Raw genomic sequence first — 14,706 nt, forward strand, 5'->3', positions numbered from 1 at the left:
GCAATGATCCAGCACATGGAGGCAATCATGTCCGCTCGCATCACCCTCGCCGGCCTCGCTCTCGCCCTCGCGCCCCTCCTGGCCATCGCCGATGAGGGCACCGCGCAAGGCAGTTGCATCAGCGCCGAGGTGAACGGTTACAAGGCCCTGTCCTATGACTGCCTCACCCAGCGCCTGGCCAACCCGCAAGGCGCCGAGGCGGCCCGGCGCAACCGGGCCGCGATGCAGGTGCCGATCGAGCGCCGCCCGGCCAACCAGCTGGGCCTCGCCACCCCTGCCGCGACCGGCATGCGCATGGGCGCCAACTTCGGCCATTCGCTTCAACCGCAGCGTCCCGCCCCCTGACGCGGCGCCAGGAACCGCTCTAGCACGCCACATCCAGCACAAGCCACGGCGGCTCCGCTTATTCCTGTATCGAATTTAAAAAGACAAATTAATTCTTTTTTGTCTGCTCCAGCCCCCTGCCAGAATCGCCTCGCCAGCGGGCAACCCCCACCGGCGAACGGCGACGCTTCCCACCCGGAAGCGATCGCCCCCCCGACAGATGAGCGGAGCCCGGCCATGCGCGCCAGGGCCCGCCGAAGGAGCTGGATATTCATGAAGAAGCTGACTGCCCTCACCGCCCTCGCACTCGCCCTTTCCACCCTCTCCGGCCTTGCCCAGGCCGACCGCCTCGACGATATCCGCAAGGCCGGCGTCCTGCGTGTCGCGGCCTTCGACAGCAACCCGCCGTTCGGCTTCGTCGACGGGAAGACCCAGCAGCTCGCCGGCCTGGACGTGGACTACGCCCGCGCCATCGCCGACAAGCTCGGGGTCAAGCTGCAGCTGCAACCCACCAACCCGGCCAACCGCGTGCCGCTGCTGGTGGCCAACAAGGTCGACCTGGTGCTGGCCAACTTCACCATCACCCCGGAGCGCGCCGAGCAGGTCAACTTCAGCATCCCGTACTTCTCCTCGGGGCAGCAGTTCATCGTCAAGAAAGGCACCCTGAAGAACACCGACGACCTGAACAGATGGCGCGTGGGCGTCGACAAGGGCACGGTCAACGAAGGCGTGCTGCGGGAGAAATTCCCCGGCGCCAAGGTGGTCGCCTATGACGACACGCCCTTCGCCTTCACCGCCCTGCGCAACGGCCAGGTCCAGGCCATCACCCAGGACGGTCCCAAGCTGATCGGCCTGCTGGCCAACGTGCCGGACAAGGACAAGTACGAAGTGCCGCCCTTCACCATCTCCAGCGACCTGATCGGCGTCGGCATCCCCAAGGGTGAAACCGCGCTGACCGAATACGTCAACCAGACCCTGCAGGAGCTGGAAGACCAGGGCCGCGCCCAGGCCATCTACGACACCTGGTTCGGCCCGGACACCAAGACCCCGCTGGCGCGCCTGTACAAGATCGGCACGGTGCACTGACCGCACTGTTCACCATCCCCCGCCTTCGCGGGGGACGGTGATGGGAGGGTCGTGCAGGCCCCGTCATCCCCGCGAACGCGGGGACCTACCTACGTCCCCGCGCTTGCGGGGATCGCGCATTGAAAGACCTCGACCATGTTCGGCGACCCCCTCGCTCCCCGTTACCTGCACTGGCTGCTGGACGGCTTCCTGCTGACCCTCGGCACCTCGCTGGTGGTCTGTGTCATCGGCACCCTGCTCGGCGCGCTGGTCGCCGTGGGTCGCCAGTTGCCCGGCCGCCTGTCCTGGCCCGCGCGCGGCTACCTTTCGCTGCTGCGCAACACCCCGCTGCTGGTGCAGCTGTTCTTCTGGTACTTCGGCGTGCCCGCGCTGCTGCCCGAGGGCCTGGTGTTCTGGCTCAACCTGCCCCATGAGCTGGCGCTGGGCCCGTTCACGCTGGCCTGGCCGTCCTTCGAGTTCCTCGCCGCCGTGCTGGGCCTGTCGCTCTACACCAGCGCCTTCATCGCCGAGGAGCTGCGCGCCGGCATCGCCTCGGTGCGCCCGCAACAGCGCGAAGCGGGCATGGCCCTGGGCCTGCGACCGGCCCAGGTGTGGCGCTGCATCATCCTGCCCCAGGCACTGCACACGGCCTTGCCGCCGCTGTTCGGCCAGTACATGAACGCCCTGAAGAACAGCTCCCTGGCCATGGCCATCGGCCTCGCCGAGCTGTCCTATGCCTCGCGCCAGGTGGAGACGGAAACCTTCAAGACCTTCCAGGCGTTCGGCATCGCCACCCTGCTCTACCTGGGCGCGGCGATCGCCATCGAAGTGGCGGGCACGCTGCTCCACCAGCACCGCCGGCACAAGCGCGGGGAGGCCTGAGATGGATTTCTCGGTGATCCTCGACAACCTCGATTACTTCCTGCTCGGCGCCTGGCCCGATGGCCCGCTGGGCGGCGCGGCGCTGACCCTGCTGCTGTCGGCGCTCTCGGGCATCGCCTCGGCGCTGCTGGGCCTGGTCCTGGGCATCGCCCTGGCGGTGCTCGAAGGCCGGCCACGCCTGGTGCTGCTGGCGGTGCTGGGGTTCTTCCGCGCCATCCCGGTGCTGATGCTGATCTTCTGGAGCTACTTTCTGCTGCCGGTGCTGTTCCGCATCGAGGTGCCGGCACTGGCGACCGTGGTCTGCGCGCTGTCGCTGATCGGCGGCGCCTACCTCGCCCACTCGGTGTGCGCCGGCATCCAGAGCCTGCCGCCGGGCCAATGGGACGCCGGCCGCGCCCTGGGCCTGCGGCCCTGGCAGGTGCTGCGGCTGATCATCCTGCCGCAGGCGCTGCCGATCATGCTGCCGTCGTTCCTCAACCAGTGGGTCTCGCTGATCAAGGACAGCTCCCTGGGCTACGTCATCGGCGTCGGCGAACTGTCCTTCGTCGCCACCCAGGTGAGCAACCGGGTGATGGTGCACCCGACGGAGGTCTTCCTCTTCGTGGCGCTGCTGTACTTCCTGATGTGCGCGGGGCTCGACCTGCTTGCGCAGTGGGTGATGCGATTCAATGCAGCGCCTCGCTCGCGGGGGTGATGGGTTAACGTGCCGACGAGTCGATATTTCCCTTACATGAAAGATAAAAAAATCTTTCATGTAAGGAATTGCGCGCCAGCGAAAATCGCAGTAATTTGCACGCCACACCCTTGAGGAGGAATGCAGATGCCTCGCAAGACCACTCCGGACAAAGCAGGCAGGAAGGCGGCCGGAAGCACCGGTAAGTCTTCGGCCGACTACGTCCGAGACATGCGCAACCGGCTCCGCGAAGCGGGACTGGTGAAACGTGAGTTCTGGATCCTTCCCGAGAACGTGAACGCCCTGAAGGGTATCGAGAGAGCTTTACGGCAGCCCTTCCTGGGCGACCGAGTCAAACTGGAGGACTACATGACCGAGAACAGCAACTGGACCCTCAGCTCGCTTCACAACGCCCTGGCCGAACTGGCCCTGGTGGCGTCTGGCGAGATTCTGCTGAGCGTCGTCGACGGCGAGCAGGCCGGGATCAGGCTGACCATGACCGAGTACGGCGACCTGCCGATCTACATGGCGGTCGAAGGGGACCACATCATGGTCGACGCCACCCTGGTGCCGCTCGACCTGGTGAAGGATGCAAACGAATTCAACGCGCTGGTGCTGCGTACCCGCGACCTGTTCCCGCTGTCCTCGGTCGGCGTCGAGGTCATCGACGGCCAGGAGGTGTACTCCATGTTCGGCGCCCTCAGCGCCGCCTCGTCGCTCACCGTGATCATCCAGGAGGTCTACACCCTGGCTGAAAACGTGATCCGCGCCGTCGAAGCCTTCGAAGACCACTTCAAGGCCTGACCGAATCCATTCAAGGAGAAGTTTTCATGAGTATCTGGAAGAAAATCATCACCGCCGTGCGTGGCGGCGCCTCCGAAGTCGGCGAAGCCATCGTCGACGCCAACGCCATCCGCATCCTCGAGCAGGAAATGCGTGACGCCGACCGCGCCGTGCTGCAAGCCAAGAACGGCCTGGTGGATATCAAGGCCAAGCAGAAGCTGTCGCAGCAACGCCTGGAGAGCCTCAACGCCGATGTCGCCAACTGGGAGTCCAAGGCCACCGCCGCGCTCAACAAGGGCGAGGAAAGCCTGGCCCTGGAATGCGCCAACCGCATCGCCGAGATCGAGGCCCAGCGTGACCAGGAGCGCAACCAGTCCGAGCAGTTCGGCAAGCAGGCCGACCTCCTCCACGCCCAGGTCAACAAGGCCGAAGGCCAGCTCAAGAGCCTGAAGCAGCAGATCGAGATGGCCAAGGCTCGCGAGGTGGTGCAGAAGGCACGCGTCGCGACCGCCGAAGCCACCGGTGGCGCCAACGGCAAGGTCGAGTCCGCCCTGGACAGCCTCAGCCGCCTGCGCCAGCGCCAGGACGAGCAGGACGCGCGCCTGGCCGCCGCCGAAGAGCTGCAGACCGCCGCCAACGGCGGCGACCTGGAGCGTCGCCTGCAGGAAGCCGGCATCGGCGCCCAAAGCGGCAGCGGAGCCGATGTACTGGCCCGTTTGAAAGCCAAGCAAAGCCAGGACGGATCGCAGTAGAATCCGCCCCCGGCAGGCGACCCTGGTCGCCTGCCCATCACCTCTACCCGCAAATGGAGTTCGGGAAACGCAGATGGATACCGGCAAGCGACTCAGGGTCATCCTGGCACTGGCGGCGATCATGGCCGTGGTCCAGGTGATCAACACCCTCACCGCCAACAGCCTGGTCCATCACGGCATCCTTCCGCGCACCCTGGGCGGGCTGCAGGGGCTGATCTTCGCGCCCTTCCTGCACGGCTCCTTCGCTCACCTGCTGAGCAACCTGCCCCCCTTCATCATCCTCAGCTGGCTGGTGTCAACCGAGGGGCTCGGCCGTTACATCCGCGTCGCGCTGCTGATCAGCCTCCTCGGCGGTGGCATGGTCTGGCTGCTTGCCCGCTACAGCATGCACATCGGCGCCAGCGGCCTGATCTTCGGGCTCTGGACCTACCTGCTGGCGCGTGCCTGGTACCAGCGCAGCTTCGCCAGCCTGGTGGTCGCCCTGGTGGCCCTCGCCGGCTACAGCGGCCTGGTCTTCGGCTTCATCCCCACCCCGGGGATATCCGTGGAATCGCATATCGCCGGTGCCGTCGCCGGTTGCATCATCGCCTGGTTGATGCACTCGAAGTCGCTGCTCGAAAGCGCTCACTGACCCCACCCCGAACCACTCTCGAAGGATCAATGGAGTTGATTCCATGTCGCTGATCTTGCTGTTGCGGCACCAAACCTCGGTCTTCTTCCAACGCTTCGGCTGGGCCGGCATCGGCTCGCTCCTGGCCGTCCACTATCTGGTCTCCTACCTGCTGCTGTCGCTGGCCGGGGAGCAGCACCTGCTGCAAGGGCAGGACTTCACCTATTTCTACTTCACCACCGCGACGACCGTGGGCTACGGCGACCTCTCCCCCAAGAGCGACTTCGGCAAACTCGTCACGGCGCTGTGGATCATGCTGGGCGGCATCGCCCTGCTGACCGCGGTCATCGGCAAGGCATCGACTTCGGTCGGCGAACTCTGGAGAAAGAACATGAAAGGCCTGGGCGACTACTCCAACCTCAAGGGCCACACCATCCTCATCGGCTGGGAAGGCGAAGCCAGCGAGCGCATCGTCGAACTGCTCTATCAGGACGAGGCCACGCAGGACGACAGCCTGGTGATCTGCGACGCACTGCTGGAAGAGAACCCCCTGCCCGGGCGCGCCTCCTTCGTACGCGGTGACTCGCTGGACAACCCCGTGCTGCTGCGCCGCGCCGGCATCGAGCGCGCCGAGCGCATCCTCGTGCACACCCGCTCCGACAGCCTCACCCTGGCCATCGTGCTCACCATCAAGGCGATCGGCACCCAGGCCCATGTGGTCGCGCACTTCAACGATTCCGAGCGCGCCGCACTCGCCCGCCGCTATGCGCCCGAACTGGAGTGCACCTCCAACATGGCCATCGAGATGCTGGTGCGTGCCTCGCAGGACCCGGGCTCCAGCACCGTGGTCACCGAACTGCTGTGCGTCGGTGATGGCGCCACCCAGTTCCGCCATGTACTGCCCGAGGGCTTCAGCGGCACCTGCGGCGAGCTGTACATCCGCCTGCGCCAGGACCACGATGCCACCCTCATCGGCTACCGCGCCTCGGGTTCCAGCCGCTTCGAGATCAACCCGGCCAACACGCTGGAAATCCGTGGCGGGGAAATCTTCTACATCGCCAACGAGCGCCTGAAGGAGAACGCACTATGAGCAAGCTCAAGCGCTGGCTGGGCCTGGAGCCACCGCTGCCCTCCAGTGAGGCGCGCCGCCACCCCAGCGACAGCCGCCCCCTGGGGCTGGCCTCGGGGCGGATGCTCTGCCTGGACCGCTCGCTGGCGACACTGCTCGAAGGCCAGTCCCACGTCACCCTCCCCGGCGACGAGAAGATCTGGGCCGTGGGCACCCTGGAGCTCGGCGAGGGCAAGCGGATCAAGCGCTACTACCTGGACGACGAGAACTACTTCCTCCAGGTGATCATGAACGGCCCGCAGGACAGCGACATCGAGTCCGTGATCCTGTTCGGCTACCACCAGGTCACCCCCATCGCCAGCCGCGAGGAGCTGCTGCGCCTGGCCGGGCCCAACGCCCGCATCGGCATGCAGGTCTATGAGCTGGAGGGCGAGGAGTACGGCCGCCAGTGGGGGAGCGAGGACGGCCAGACCGAGCTGGTGCCCTTGCACGAATACGTCGTCAGCCCCGACGCCAGTTACGGTGTCGAGCATCAGAGCATGCTCTACGCCCGCGAGATCGGCTTGCTCAACCGGAGGGAGTTCCTGCTCTTCTCGGTCGAGGAAGACGAAGAAGGTGCCATCGCCCTGACCACCGCTGTGGGCGTGACACTGCAGATCACCGACATCCAAGTTCTCTGACCAAGGAAGATCCACCATGCTCGACGCGCTCCGCATGTCGCTCAACTCCACCGCCGTCATCGGCTTCGTCATCTACATCCTGGTTGCGGCGGCGCTGTTCGCCCTGTTCCAGTTCATCTACACCCGCGTGACCCCGCACCGCGAGTTCGCCCTGATCCGCGAAGGCAACAGCGCCGCCGCCATCGCCCTGGCCGGTTCGCTGATCGGCTTCGCCCTGCCGGCCAGCAACATCATCACCTACAGCGTCAGCGTCCTCGATTTCGTCGTCTGGGTCGTGATCGCCGCGGTCGTCCAGCTGTTGGCGTTCTTCGTCACCAGCCTGGTGCTCAAGGACCTGCCCGGCCGCATTTCCAGGGGCGAGCACGCCGCTGCCATCTACTCCGGCGCCGTGGCCATCAGCATTGGCCTGCTCAACTCCGCCTGCATGACCCCATCGACCTGATCACCGGCAGCGCAAGGAGACCCAGATGAGAAAGCGCAATTCCATCCAGCTGGTGCTTGCCGGCACCCTGCCGCTGACCCTGGCCGGGTGCAACGACCCGCAGGACACGGTGCAGATCACCGCGACCAAGACCTTCGAGAACGTGCAGGCCTGCGTGGACGACAAGTTCCCGGTCGACGTCTGCTCGGACGCGTACATGACGGCCATGGCCGATCACAAGCAGATCGCCCCGACCTATGACAGCCAGGCCGCGTGCGACGCCGACTTCGTGGCCAACTACTGCCTGCCCACCTCCAACGGCCAGTTCATGCCGCGCCTGGGGGGCTTCGAGCTGTCGATGACCAACGAGGTGTCCCGCACTGCCTACGAGCAGGCCGAGCAGCAGGTGGTGCAGAGCACCGGCCACAGCGACAACGGCCTGCTCACCGGCATCCTCATCGGCCAGATGATGGGCAGCGGCGGCAACCACTACTACTCCCAGCCGATCTACCGCTACCGCGACGCCCGGGGCACCTACAGCACCTCCACGCTGTCCCGCCAGATCGAACAGGGCAAGACGTTCAGCCGCTCCAGCCAGGCGCGCAACAGCCCGACATCGACCTACACCCAGCAGACCCTGGGCAAGAGCCTGAGCAGCAAGGCCGGCACCAGTGGCTCGGCGGTGGCGTCCACCATCTCCCGCGGCGGTTTCGGCTCCCAGGCAAACGCCCGCGGTGGCTGGGGTGGCAAGACCGGCGGTTCCGGATTCGGGGGCTGACACCGCTCATGAAGAAGATCAGCATCGAAGAACGTCCGGGCTGGCAGGCACAGGTCGAGCGCGAAGGCTTCCTGTTCCACACCATCGACGGCGAACGCTACTGGGATGAGCGCGGCTACTACCTCTTCACCCGCGAGCAGGTGACCCGTGATATCGAGCAACCCACCCGCGAGTTGCACGAGATGTGCCTCGACGTGGTGCAGCGCGTGGTGGAGAGCGAGGAGCTGCTCACCGGCCTGGCGATACCGCCGGCGTTCTTCGATCTGGTCCGCACGTCCTGGCGCGAGGGGCACCCGCACCTCTACGGCCGCATGGATTTCAGCTACGACGGCAGCGGTCCGGCCAAGCTGCTGGAGATCAACGCCGACACGCCCACCTCGTTGCTCGAATGCGCCTCGGTGCAACTGCTCTGGCTGGAAGACCAGATACGCCGTGGCGTGCTGCCCAGCGACGCCGACCAGTTCAACACCCTGGCCGAGGACCTGATCCGCGCGTTCGGCACCTTCAGCAAGGAAATCCCCTTCCATTTCTCCGCCATCGCAGGCTCGGTGGAAGACCGGGGCACCACCGACTTCCTCGCACAGATGGCGCGCCTGGCCGGCATCGATGCGCGGCACATCGACATCGAGGACATCGGCCTCACCGGCGATGGCCGCTTCGTCGACCTGCAGGGGCAATGGATTCCCCGGCTGTTCAAGCTGCACGCCTGGGAACACATCTTCAGCGAAGCCTTCGGCAAGGCCGTACCGGGGTGCGACACCCAGTTCGTGGAGCCGGCCTGGAAGTCGATCATCAGCAACAAGGGCATCCTGCCATTGTTGTGGAAATTCAACGAAGGCCACCCCAACCTCCTGCCCGCCCGGGTTGACGCCGACCCGCGCACGCCGGTGCCAAGGGGCTGGGTGCGCAAGCCGTTCTTCTCCCGCGAGGGCGCCAACATCGAGATCCGCACCCCGGAGGACCACGTGGTGGTGCAGGACGGCCCGTACACCGATGCGCCCTACATCCTCCAGCAGTTCTCCCCCCTGCCCCGCTTCGGCGACAGCTACACCCTGATCGGTTCCTGGGTGGTTGGCGACACCGCCTCCGGCATGGGCATTCGCGAGGACGACAGCCTGATCACCAAGGACACCAGCCGCTTCCTGCCCCATGTGGTGATGGATTGAGTCGTGCGCGTTCGCGCAGTGCAATGCGCCAGGCGCCCATGGCCTTCCCTCGCAGGATGGCGTTGAGCCAGGCGAGCCCCATCGGCAACGACGGCGGCCGAGCTCGACCCATCCTGCAGGGCCGTGCATAGGGCGGGCTGATACACGGCCCGCCACCCTCGGCGCCAACCCTGGGAGCCGAGCCGGTGGCTTAGGCGGCAGTCATCACCAGGCAGGTGACGCGGCAACTGCAGCCGTGCAGCGCGGGATCATGGCTCGTGCCGCAGTTTCATCTGCGCCAGCATCGCAAGCAGAAGGTCCTGGTGCTGCTTCGCATCGGGCGGTAGTCCGTCGGCGGCGTACCAGGCGCTGTCCGCTTCGTAATGCGGGCCGATGAGACCGACCGTGCCGTTGCCGTAGGACGAGATTCGCGCGGCGATGCGCCGGGATTTCGTGTAGTACGCCATCGCCTCGGCACCCGCCGGGAGCCGGCTGCCGAAATGCGGCCCGGCCTGGTAGTAGACGTCGCGCTGCTCGTGTCCTGCGGGCAGCTGGATGGAGATGAACTGCGCCGCGTTGTCCTTCGGGATTTCCTGGTCGACCTCCGCCAGCTCGACCAGGCCGAACGCCGGGATGCGCTCCTTCTCATCGGCATAGCCCCCTGCCAGGTAGCCGCCGGCGCAGATGCCCAGGTACTGGCCACCCTGGGCGACGAAGTCGCGGATGGCCTGCACCTGGCTAGCGGACAGCTCCGACAAGGTGTCCATGATGTCGTCCGAACCGCCCGGTTGTACGTAGAGATCGGCGTCCTCGAGCACATCGGCGCTCAGGTGGTCTTCATCCACCAGGCGGACGGTGTAGCGCTCCTTCTTCAACAGCTCGGCGACCGTCTGCCCGCAGCCGTCGCAGGTGCCGGCACCGTCGAAGATCACCGCCACTTCGGCCTTGGCCAGCAGCGGAAACACCAGGGCCAGGGCGGCCAGTACAGTCTTGTTCATCACGCACAGTTCCTTTGTGTCAGAGGACGTTCAGGCCCTTTCAGCAGGCCTGCATGGCAATCCGTTGATCGTGGAAAAGGTTCGCCCCCTCCCCCGTCGTCGCCGGCTTCACAGGTGAGCGTCGACCTCGCTGGCAATGCGCCCCAATGCCAGCCACACCGTGTGCTCCCGCTGGAACGGCAGCGCGGGCTCGACGGTGATGTCCAGGCGCGTCAGCCCGCTGAGGATGTCCTTTCGCTCATCCCGGGGCAGGATGGCCACGTGCCGGAATGGCTGCCGAAAGCCCTTCGAGAGCACCAGTGTCGGGGCATCGCCAGTGATTCGAATGGGCAGGGATTCAGCTGAGACGATGGGCTGCGCCAGGACCGAGAACACCGGGTCGATGCTCTTCTCCAGCTCGACGAAGCCCACCAGGACCAGCAGCACCTGGCGTTGGCTGGGCAATGCCAGCGAGAAGACCGAGCCCACAGGCGCCGTGGTACGGGCTTTCCTGGGCTTGGGCGGCGACACCTTCACAGGCTTTTCCGCCGGCTGAGGGGTAGCCAGCCTGGCTTCGAGCGCTTTGAGGGTCTTGCGGCGGGCCGGCACATCCCGGGGCGCATCGCGCTCCCACACGAACAGGTCCCCGCCCGCGCGCAGCAGCGACAACGCCTTGTCCTTGAGCGTCTCGTCCAGCCGGCCGTACTTCCAGGCCGTGTCGGCCAGGGCGACGTACACCAGGCAGGCCACCTCAGGCTCGCCCAGCCGTGCGGCATGGCGGCCCAGCACCTTCTCGCAGGCCTCGCCGTGGGAAAGCCCGTGCTTCAGGTGCTGGATGTAGTCATCCCGTACATCACAGGTCGTGTCATCGGAATACAGCCCCGTGCCCCAGGCGCCCATGTCCTACATCTCTCCAGTAATTTGAAAGGGTTGGCGCCGCGCTGCTGGCGCGACACGACAGCACACTAAAGCAAAGGCCCAGGGCGCCGCAGTGCGCTGCTCACGGATTCGGCGCGGGCCAGCAGAATGCATCACCGCCCTGCCCTCACCGACCTGGCACGCGCCCACGAGGCTCGGTCGTCACATCGCCTGCCTGAGCCGCCAGCTGTACACCAGGCAGCCGATGAGGCAGACGAGCGAAAGGAGGCACAGCACCTGCGTACCCCGCTCCGGGGCCGTTGCCAGCGCGTACAGCTGGTAAGGCAGGCAGGCCAGCAACAGCCAGCGTGCCGACCGCTGGGCAAAGAACAGCAACGCCCCGGCAAGCATCAGGAGGAAGGCGAACAGGAAGCCCCCGGCAGCACCGAACACGGAAATCTCCCCGGCCCGCATGGCGTCCCAGATGGCTCCGCGGTTCCACAGCAGCACCAGGAACTGGACCGAGCAGAACGCCAGGATCGCCAGGCGCAGCGCGAGGGATGCCGGGCTCGATGGGCTGCCGCCCTTCTCCGTGGGGACATCGGTGGTCGGGGATTGGAAAGGGTTGTCCATGTGCTGCCGCTCCGTGATGAAAGCGGGAAATCTACCGCTCTTCGGCCTCGATCACCACGCCGGAGCGGAACGCCCGGATTAAAGGCCGGGCATTCCGACAGCCTGGCCGCGCTAGGCGAAATGCCGGTTGGCGACGCGCTGCAGGCCGAGGTTCTCGCGCAGGGTGCGACCTTCGTATTCGCGGCGGAACAGCCCCACACGCTGCAGCTCCGGGATCACCAGGTCGACGAAGTCCTCCAGACCGCCCGGCAGGTGGGTGAACAGCAGGTTGAAGCCATCCGCCGCGCGCTCTTCGTACCAGCAGGCCATCTCCTCGACTATCTGGCTCGGCGTGCCCACCAGCAGGCGATGGCCGCCGGCACCGAGCGTGCGCAGCAGCTGTGCGGCGGTGGGTTTCTCGCGGCGGATCAGGTCGATCACCAGTTGCTGGCGGCTCTTGTGGCGTTCGGTGACTGGCAAGGGATCGGGCAATACCACGGGCGCGTCCGGCGGCAGGCGTTCCAGGTCGATGCCGATGTCCACCAGAAAGGACAGCGCCTTGAGCGCCGCCTCCGGGTCCACCAGCGCCTGCAATTCCTCGTGCTTCTCCTGCGCCTCGCTGGCGGTGCGCCCCACCACCGGGGCCAGGCCGGGGAACACCTTGAGTTCGCCCTCCTCGCGCCCGGCCAATGCCAGGCGCTGGTGGATATCGGCATGGAAAGCCTTGCCCTCCTCCAGGGTCTGCTGCGCGGTGAACACCAGCTCGGCGGTGCGCGCTGCCAGGGCGCGGCCAGCCTCGGAGGAGCCGGCCTGGGCGATCACCGGCCAGCCTTGCAGCGGCCGGGGCGCATTCAACGGGCCGCGCACGCGGAAGTGCTCGCCTTCGTGGTCGAGCACGCGCATGCGCGCCGGTTCCAGCCAGGTGCCGGAGGCCTTGTCCAGGGGGAAGGCGTCGTCGGCCCAACTGTCCCAGAGCCCGGTGACCACCTCGAAGAACTCCCCGGCGCGCGCGTAGCGGTCGGCATGCTGCAGGTGCTCGGCGCGGTTGTAGTTCTCCCCGCCGATCAGCGCCGTCACCAGGTTCCAGCCGGCACGGCCGCCGGACAGGTGATCCAGCGAGGCGAACTTGCGGGCGATGGTGTAGGGCTCGTTGTAGCTGGTGTTGGCGGTGGCGATCAGGCCGATGTGCCGGGTCGTCACCGCCAGCGCCGGCAGCAGGGTCAAGGGGTCCCAGCGCAGGCTGTAGGCGCTGCTGCGCAGCACGCGCGGGTCCAGCTCGCCCACCGCCACGTTGTCGTTGAGGAACAGCGCATCGAAGCGCCCACGTTCCAGGGTCTGGGCGTAGTGCCGGTAGCGCTCGAAGTTGATCGAGGCGTCGGCGTCCGCCCGGGGGTGGCGCCAGCTGCCGGCATGGGCGCCGGAGCCGGAGAGAAAGGCACCCAGGCGCAGGCGACCGTCACGCCTTGCCATGGCTGGGCTCCTGCTCGGCAGCCGCCTCGGCAGGCGCGGTTGCCTTGGCCCGCAGCAGCACGGCAACGCTGGCCCAGACCAGCAGCACGCTGGCGGCGAGGAACAGCATCACCGCCTGGTAGCCCTGGAGGAAGGCGCCGTGCACCCAGCCCTGCAGCACCTCGGGGGCCTGCACCAGGTGCTCGCCCAGCAGTGCCACGCCCTGCTCCGGCGCGGCCGCCGCACGGGCCAGCCAGTCGGTATCGGCCGCCACGCCCGTGGAGCCGGCCAGGGCGTGGGCAGCGAATGCGCGGTAGAGGCCCACGCCGACCGCCAGCCCGAGGCCGCCGCCGACGTTGTGCAGGGTCATCAGCGAACCCATGGCCACCGAGCCCACCTGCTGCGGCACCGAGGAGATGCCCAGCACCGTGGACGGCCCGAGGATGCAGGCCCAGCCCAGCCCCATCACCGCGAAGGCGCCCAGCAGGTACGGCAGCGAGGTGCCCTCGGCGAAGCCGGCCTGCAGCAAGGCCGACAGGGCAAAGAACAGCAGCCCGGCCTGGATCAGCAACGCCGGGCCCTTGCGGTCCACCAGCCGCCCCACCACTGGCGACAGCAGCGCCACGCCCAGGGTGGTGGGCAGCAGCAGCAGGCCGCTGGCCTGCACGCTCTCGCCACGGATCAGCGACAGGTACAGCGGCATCACGAAGAAGGCCACGCAGTAGAACAACGCCAGGCCGAAGCTGGCAGTCACCGCAGCGACGAAGCGGCGGTTGGCGAACAGGCGCAGGTCGACGATGGGCGCGCGCACCCGCAGCTCCACCGCGACGAAGGCGACGAAGGCCAGCGCGGCCAGGCCGATCAGGCCCAGGGTGGTGGCCGAGGCCCAACCCCAGGCACCGCCCTGGACGATCACCAGCACCAGGCTCGGCAGGCCCACCAGCAGCAGCGCTGCACCGGCCCAGTCGAGCCGCGCGCCGTCCTGCTCGGCACGGGATTCGTCCGCCGCCAGGGCGATGATCGCCAGGCTGAGCAGCACGAAGGGCACGTTGACCAGGAAGATCCACTGCCAGCCGAAGGCGCTGGTGATCACCCCGCCGAGCACCGGCCCCACGGCGAGGCCGACGCCGTTGACGCCGAACAGCACGCCGAAGGCCTTGCCCTGCTCCTCGCTGGCGAAGGTGGCCGAGACGATGGCGCCGGAGGCCGTGTACAGCACCGCACAGGCCAGCCCCTGGGCCACCCGCGCCGCCACCAGCGCATCGATGCTGGTGGCCAGCCCGGCACCGAGGGAGGCCAGGCCGAATACGGTGAGGCCGATATTCAGCACCCGCCGGCGGCCATGCAGGTCGGCCAGCCGGCCCACCAGCACCATGGTGCTGGAGAGCGCGAGGATGAAGCCGTTGATCACCCATTGCAGGCTTTCCACCGAAGCACCGAGGTCGGCCTGCAGGGCCGGCAGCGCGGTGTTGACGATGGTGAAATCCACGCAGCCGAGAAAACTGGCGATGCTCACACCGAGCAAGGCCCACCATTTGCGTTGCTGTTGCGCAAAAACGCTCATGGGAACTCCTTCCGTGATTACAGGGTTTGGAGGCCGTCGTCCGTGTGGCGTGGGGCCGTTTTTG

At 67.0% G+C, this 14,706-nt stretch carries 17 protein-coding genes; 12 read left to right on the forward strand and 5 right to left on the reverse strand.

The window, feature by feature from the left end; genetic code table 11:
• The first annotated feature begins 27 nt into the window (after positions 1-27).
• From DMX10_RS14980 to DMX10_RS15035, 12 genes are all read left to right on the forward strand, one after another.
• The gene (locus DMX10_RS14980; protein WP_111261822.1) at positions 28-345 is read left to right on the forward strand and encodes a hypothetical protein; all 318 of its coding nucleotides are present in this window, start codon (positions 28-30) and stop codon (positions 343-345) included.
• 252 nt (positions 346-597) lie between these two features.
• A complete protein-coding gene (locus tag DMX10_RS14985; RefSeq protein WP_111261823.1) occupies positions 598-1,410 on the forward strand; it encodes an ABC transporter substrate-binding protein in 813 nt (270 codons plus the stop codon).
• A 135-nt stretch (positions 1,411-1,545) separates the two neighbouring features.
• Positions 1,546-2,271 (forward strand): amino acid ABC transporter permease, encoded by a 726-nt coding sequence (locus tag DMX10_RS14990; protein ID WP_111261824.1) that lies wholly within the window; start codon positions 1,546-1,548, stop codon positions 2,269-2,271.
• A 1-nt stretch (position 2,272) separates the two neighbouring features.
• Positions 2,273-2,965, forward strand: a complete 693-nt coding sequence (locus DMX10_RS14995; protein WP_111261825.1) for an amino acid ABC transporter permease — start codon at positions 2,273-2,275, stop codon at positions 2,963-2,965.
• Between the two features lie 126 nt (positions 2,966-3,091).
• On the forward strand, positions 3,092-3,748 hold the full coding sequence (locus DMX10_RS15000) for a YjfI family protein (protein ID WP_111261859.1): 657 nt from the start codon (positions 3,092-3,094) through the stop codon (positions 3,746-3,748).
• Between the two features lie 26 nt (positions 3,749-3,774).
• The gene (locus DMX10_RS15005) at positions 3,775-4,479 is read left to right on the forward strand and encodes a PspA/IM30 family protein (protein WP_111261826.1); all 705 of its coding nucleotides are present in this window, start codon (positions 3,775-3,777) and stop codon (positions 4,477-4,479) included.
• Positions 4,480-4,552: 73 nt separating this feature from the next.
• Entirely contained in the window at positions 4,553-5,110 is a 558-nt protein-coding gene (locus tag DMX10_RS15010) for a rhomboid family intramembrane serine protease (RefSeq protein WP_111261827.1), read from the forward strand.
• A 43-nt stretch (positions 5,111-5,153) separates the two neighbouring features.
• Positions 5,154-6,179, forward strand: a complete 1,026-nt coding sequence (locus tag DMX10_RS15015) for an ion channel (protein ID WP_111261828.1) — start codon at positions 5,154-5,156, stop codon at positions 6,177-6,179.
• Positions 6,176-6,838, forward strand: coding sequence for a DUF2491 family protein (locus DMX10_RS15020; protein WP_111261829.1), 663 nt, complete (start codon positions 6,176-6,178; stop codon positions 6,836-6,838). The genes DMX10_RS15015 and DMX10_RS15020 overlap by 4 nt, the downstream gene beginning before the upstream one ends.
• A gap of 16 nt (positions 6,839-6,854) precedes the next feature.
• Complete coding sequence (locus tag DMX10_RS15025; RefSeq protein ID WP_111261830.1) at positions 6,855-7,280, forward strand: DUF350 domain-containing protein; 426 nt, start codon at positions 6,855-6,857, stop codon at positions 7,278-7,280.
• A gap of 25 nt (positions 7,281-7,305) precedes the next feature.
• Complete coding sequence (locus tag DMX10_RS15030; protein ID WP_111261831.1) at positions 7,306-8,037, forward strand: DUF1190 domain-containing protein; 732 nt, start codon at positions 7,306-7,308, stop codon at positions 8,035-8,037.
• Positions 8,038-8,045: 8 nt separating this feature from the next.
• Entirely contained in the window at positions 8,046-9,203 is a 1,158-nt protein-coding gene (locus tag DMX10_RS15035; RefSeq protein ID WP_111261832.1) for a glutathionylspermidine synthase family protein, read from the forward strand.
• A gap of 248 nt (positions 9,204-9,451) precedes the next feature.
• On the opposite strand, the gene DMX10_RS15040 is transcribed toward DMX10_RS15035, so the two are convergent.
• The 5 genes from DMX10_RS15040 to DMX10_RS15060 all read right to left on the reverse strand — a co-directional run bounded on the left by DMX10_RS15040 (position 9,452) and on the right by DMX10_RS15060 (position 14,642).
• Complete coding sequence (locus DMX10_RS15040) at positions 9,452-10,180, reverse strand: BPL-N domain-containing protein (protein WP_111261833.1); 729 nt, start codon at positions 10,178-10,180, stop codon at positions 9,452-9,454.
• A 108-nt stretch (positions 10,181-10,288) separates the two neighbouring features.
• Complete coding sequence (locus DMX10_RS15045) at positions 10,289-11,059, reverse strand: hypothetical protein (protein ID WP_111261834.1); 771 nt, start codon at positions 11,057-11,059, stop codon at positions 10,289-10,291.
• A 180-nt stretch (positions 11,060-11,239) separates the two neighbouring features.
• Positions 11,240-11,650 (reverse strand): hypothetical protein, encoded by a 411-nt coding sequence (locus DMX10_RS15050; RefSeq protein ID WP_111261835.1) that lies wholly within the window; start codon positions 11,648-11,650, stop codon positions 11,240-11,242.
• 111 nt (positions 11,651-11,761) lie between these two features.
• Entirely contained in the window at positions 11,762-13,099 is a 1,338-nt protein-coding gene (locus tag DMX10_RS15055) for an LLM class flavin-dependent oxidoreductase (RefSeq protein WP_111261836.1), read from the reverse strand.
• A complete protein-coding gene (locus DMX10_RS15060) occupies positions 13,086-14,642 on the reverse strand; it encodes a DHA2 family efflux MFS transporter permease subunit (RefSeq protein WP_236204850.1) in 1,557 nt (518 codons plus the stop codon). Before DMX10_RS15060 ends, DMX10_RS15055 begins: the two co-directional genes overlap by 14 nt.
• Between the last annotated feature and the right edge of the window lie 64 nt (positions 14,643-14,706).

The sequence above is a fragment of the Pseudomonas sp. 57B-090624 genome (genome assembly GCF_003234055.1).
Classification (GTDB): Bacteria; Pseudomonadota; Gammaproteobacteria; order Pseudomonadales; family Pseudomonadaceae; genus Metapseudomonas; species Metapseudomonas tohonis.

Coding starts and splice junctions, on each gene's coding strand:
- DMX10_RS15015 (WP_111261828.1), top strand. CDS start 5,154: ATGTCGCTGATCTTGCTGTTGCGGCACCAAACCTCGGTCTTCTTCCAA.
- DMX10_RS15055 (WP_111261836.1), bottom strand. CDS start 13,099: ATGGCAAGGCGTGACGGTCGCCTGCGCCTGGGTGCCTTTCTCTCCGGC.
- DMX10_RS15010 (WP_111261827.1), top strand. CDS start 4,553: ATGGATACCGGCAAGCGACTCAGGGTCATCCTGGCACTGGCGGCGATC.
- DMX10_RS15020 (WP_111261829.1), top strand. CDS start 6,176: ATGAGCAAGCTCAAGCGCTGGCTGGGCCTGGAGCCACCGCTGCCCTCC.
- DMX10_RS15045 (WP_111261834.1), bottom strand. CDS start 11,059: ATGGGCGCCTGGGGCACGGGGCTGTATTCCGATGACACGACCTGTGAT.
- DMX10_RS14980 (WP_111261822.1), top strand. CDS start 28: ATGTCCGCTCGCATCACCCTCGCCGGCCTCGCTCTCGCCCTCGCGCCC.
- DMX10_RS15040 (WP_111261833.1), bottom strand. CDS start 10,180: ATGAACAAGACTGTACTGGCCGCCCTGGCCCTGGTGTTTCCGCTGCTG.
- DMX10_RS15030 (WP_111261831.1), top strand. CDS start 7,306: ATGAGAAAGCGCAATTCCATCCAGCTGGTGCTTGCCGGCACCCTGCCG.
- DMX10_RS15005 (WP_111261826.1), top strand. CDS start 3,775: ATGAGTATCTGGAAGAAAATCATCACCGCCGTGCGTGGCGGCGCCTCC.
- DMX10_RS15025 (WP_111261830.1), top strand. CDS start 6,855: ATGCTCGACGCGCTCCGCATGTCGCTCAACTCCACCGCCGTCATCGGC.
- DMX10_RS15060 (WP_236204850.1), bottom strand. CDS start 14,642: ATGAGCGTTTTTGCGCAACAGCAACGCAAATGGTGGGCCTTGCTCGGT.
- DMX10_RS15050 (WP_111261835.1), bottom strand. CDS start 11,650: ATGGACAACCCTTTCCAATCCCCGACCACCGATGTCCCCACGGAGAAG.
- DMX10_RS14985 (WP_111261823.1), top strand. CDS start 598: ATGAAGAAGCTGACTGCCCTCACCGCCCTCGCACTCGCCCTTTCCACC.
- DMX10_RS14990 (WP_111261824.1), top strand. CDS start 1,546: ATGTTCGGCGACCCCCTCGCTCCCCGTTACCTGCACTGGCTGCTGGAC.
- DMX10_RS14995 (WP_111261825.1), top strand. CDS start 2,273: ATGGATTTCTCGGTGATCCTCGACAACCTCGATTACTTCCTGCTCGGC.
- DMX10_RS15000 (WP_111261859.1), top strand. CDS start 3,092: ATGCCTCGCAAGACCACTCCGGACAAAGCAGGCAGGAAGGCGGCCGGA.
- DMX10_RS15035 (WP_111261832.1), top strand. CDS start 8,046: ATGAAGAAGATCAGCATCGAAGAACGTCCGGGCTGGCAGGCACAGGTC.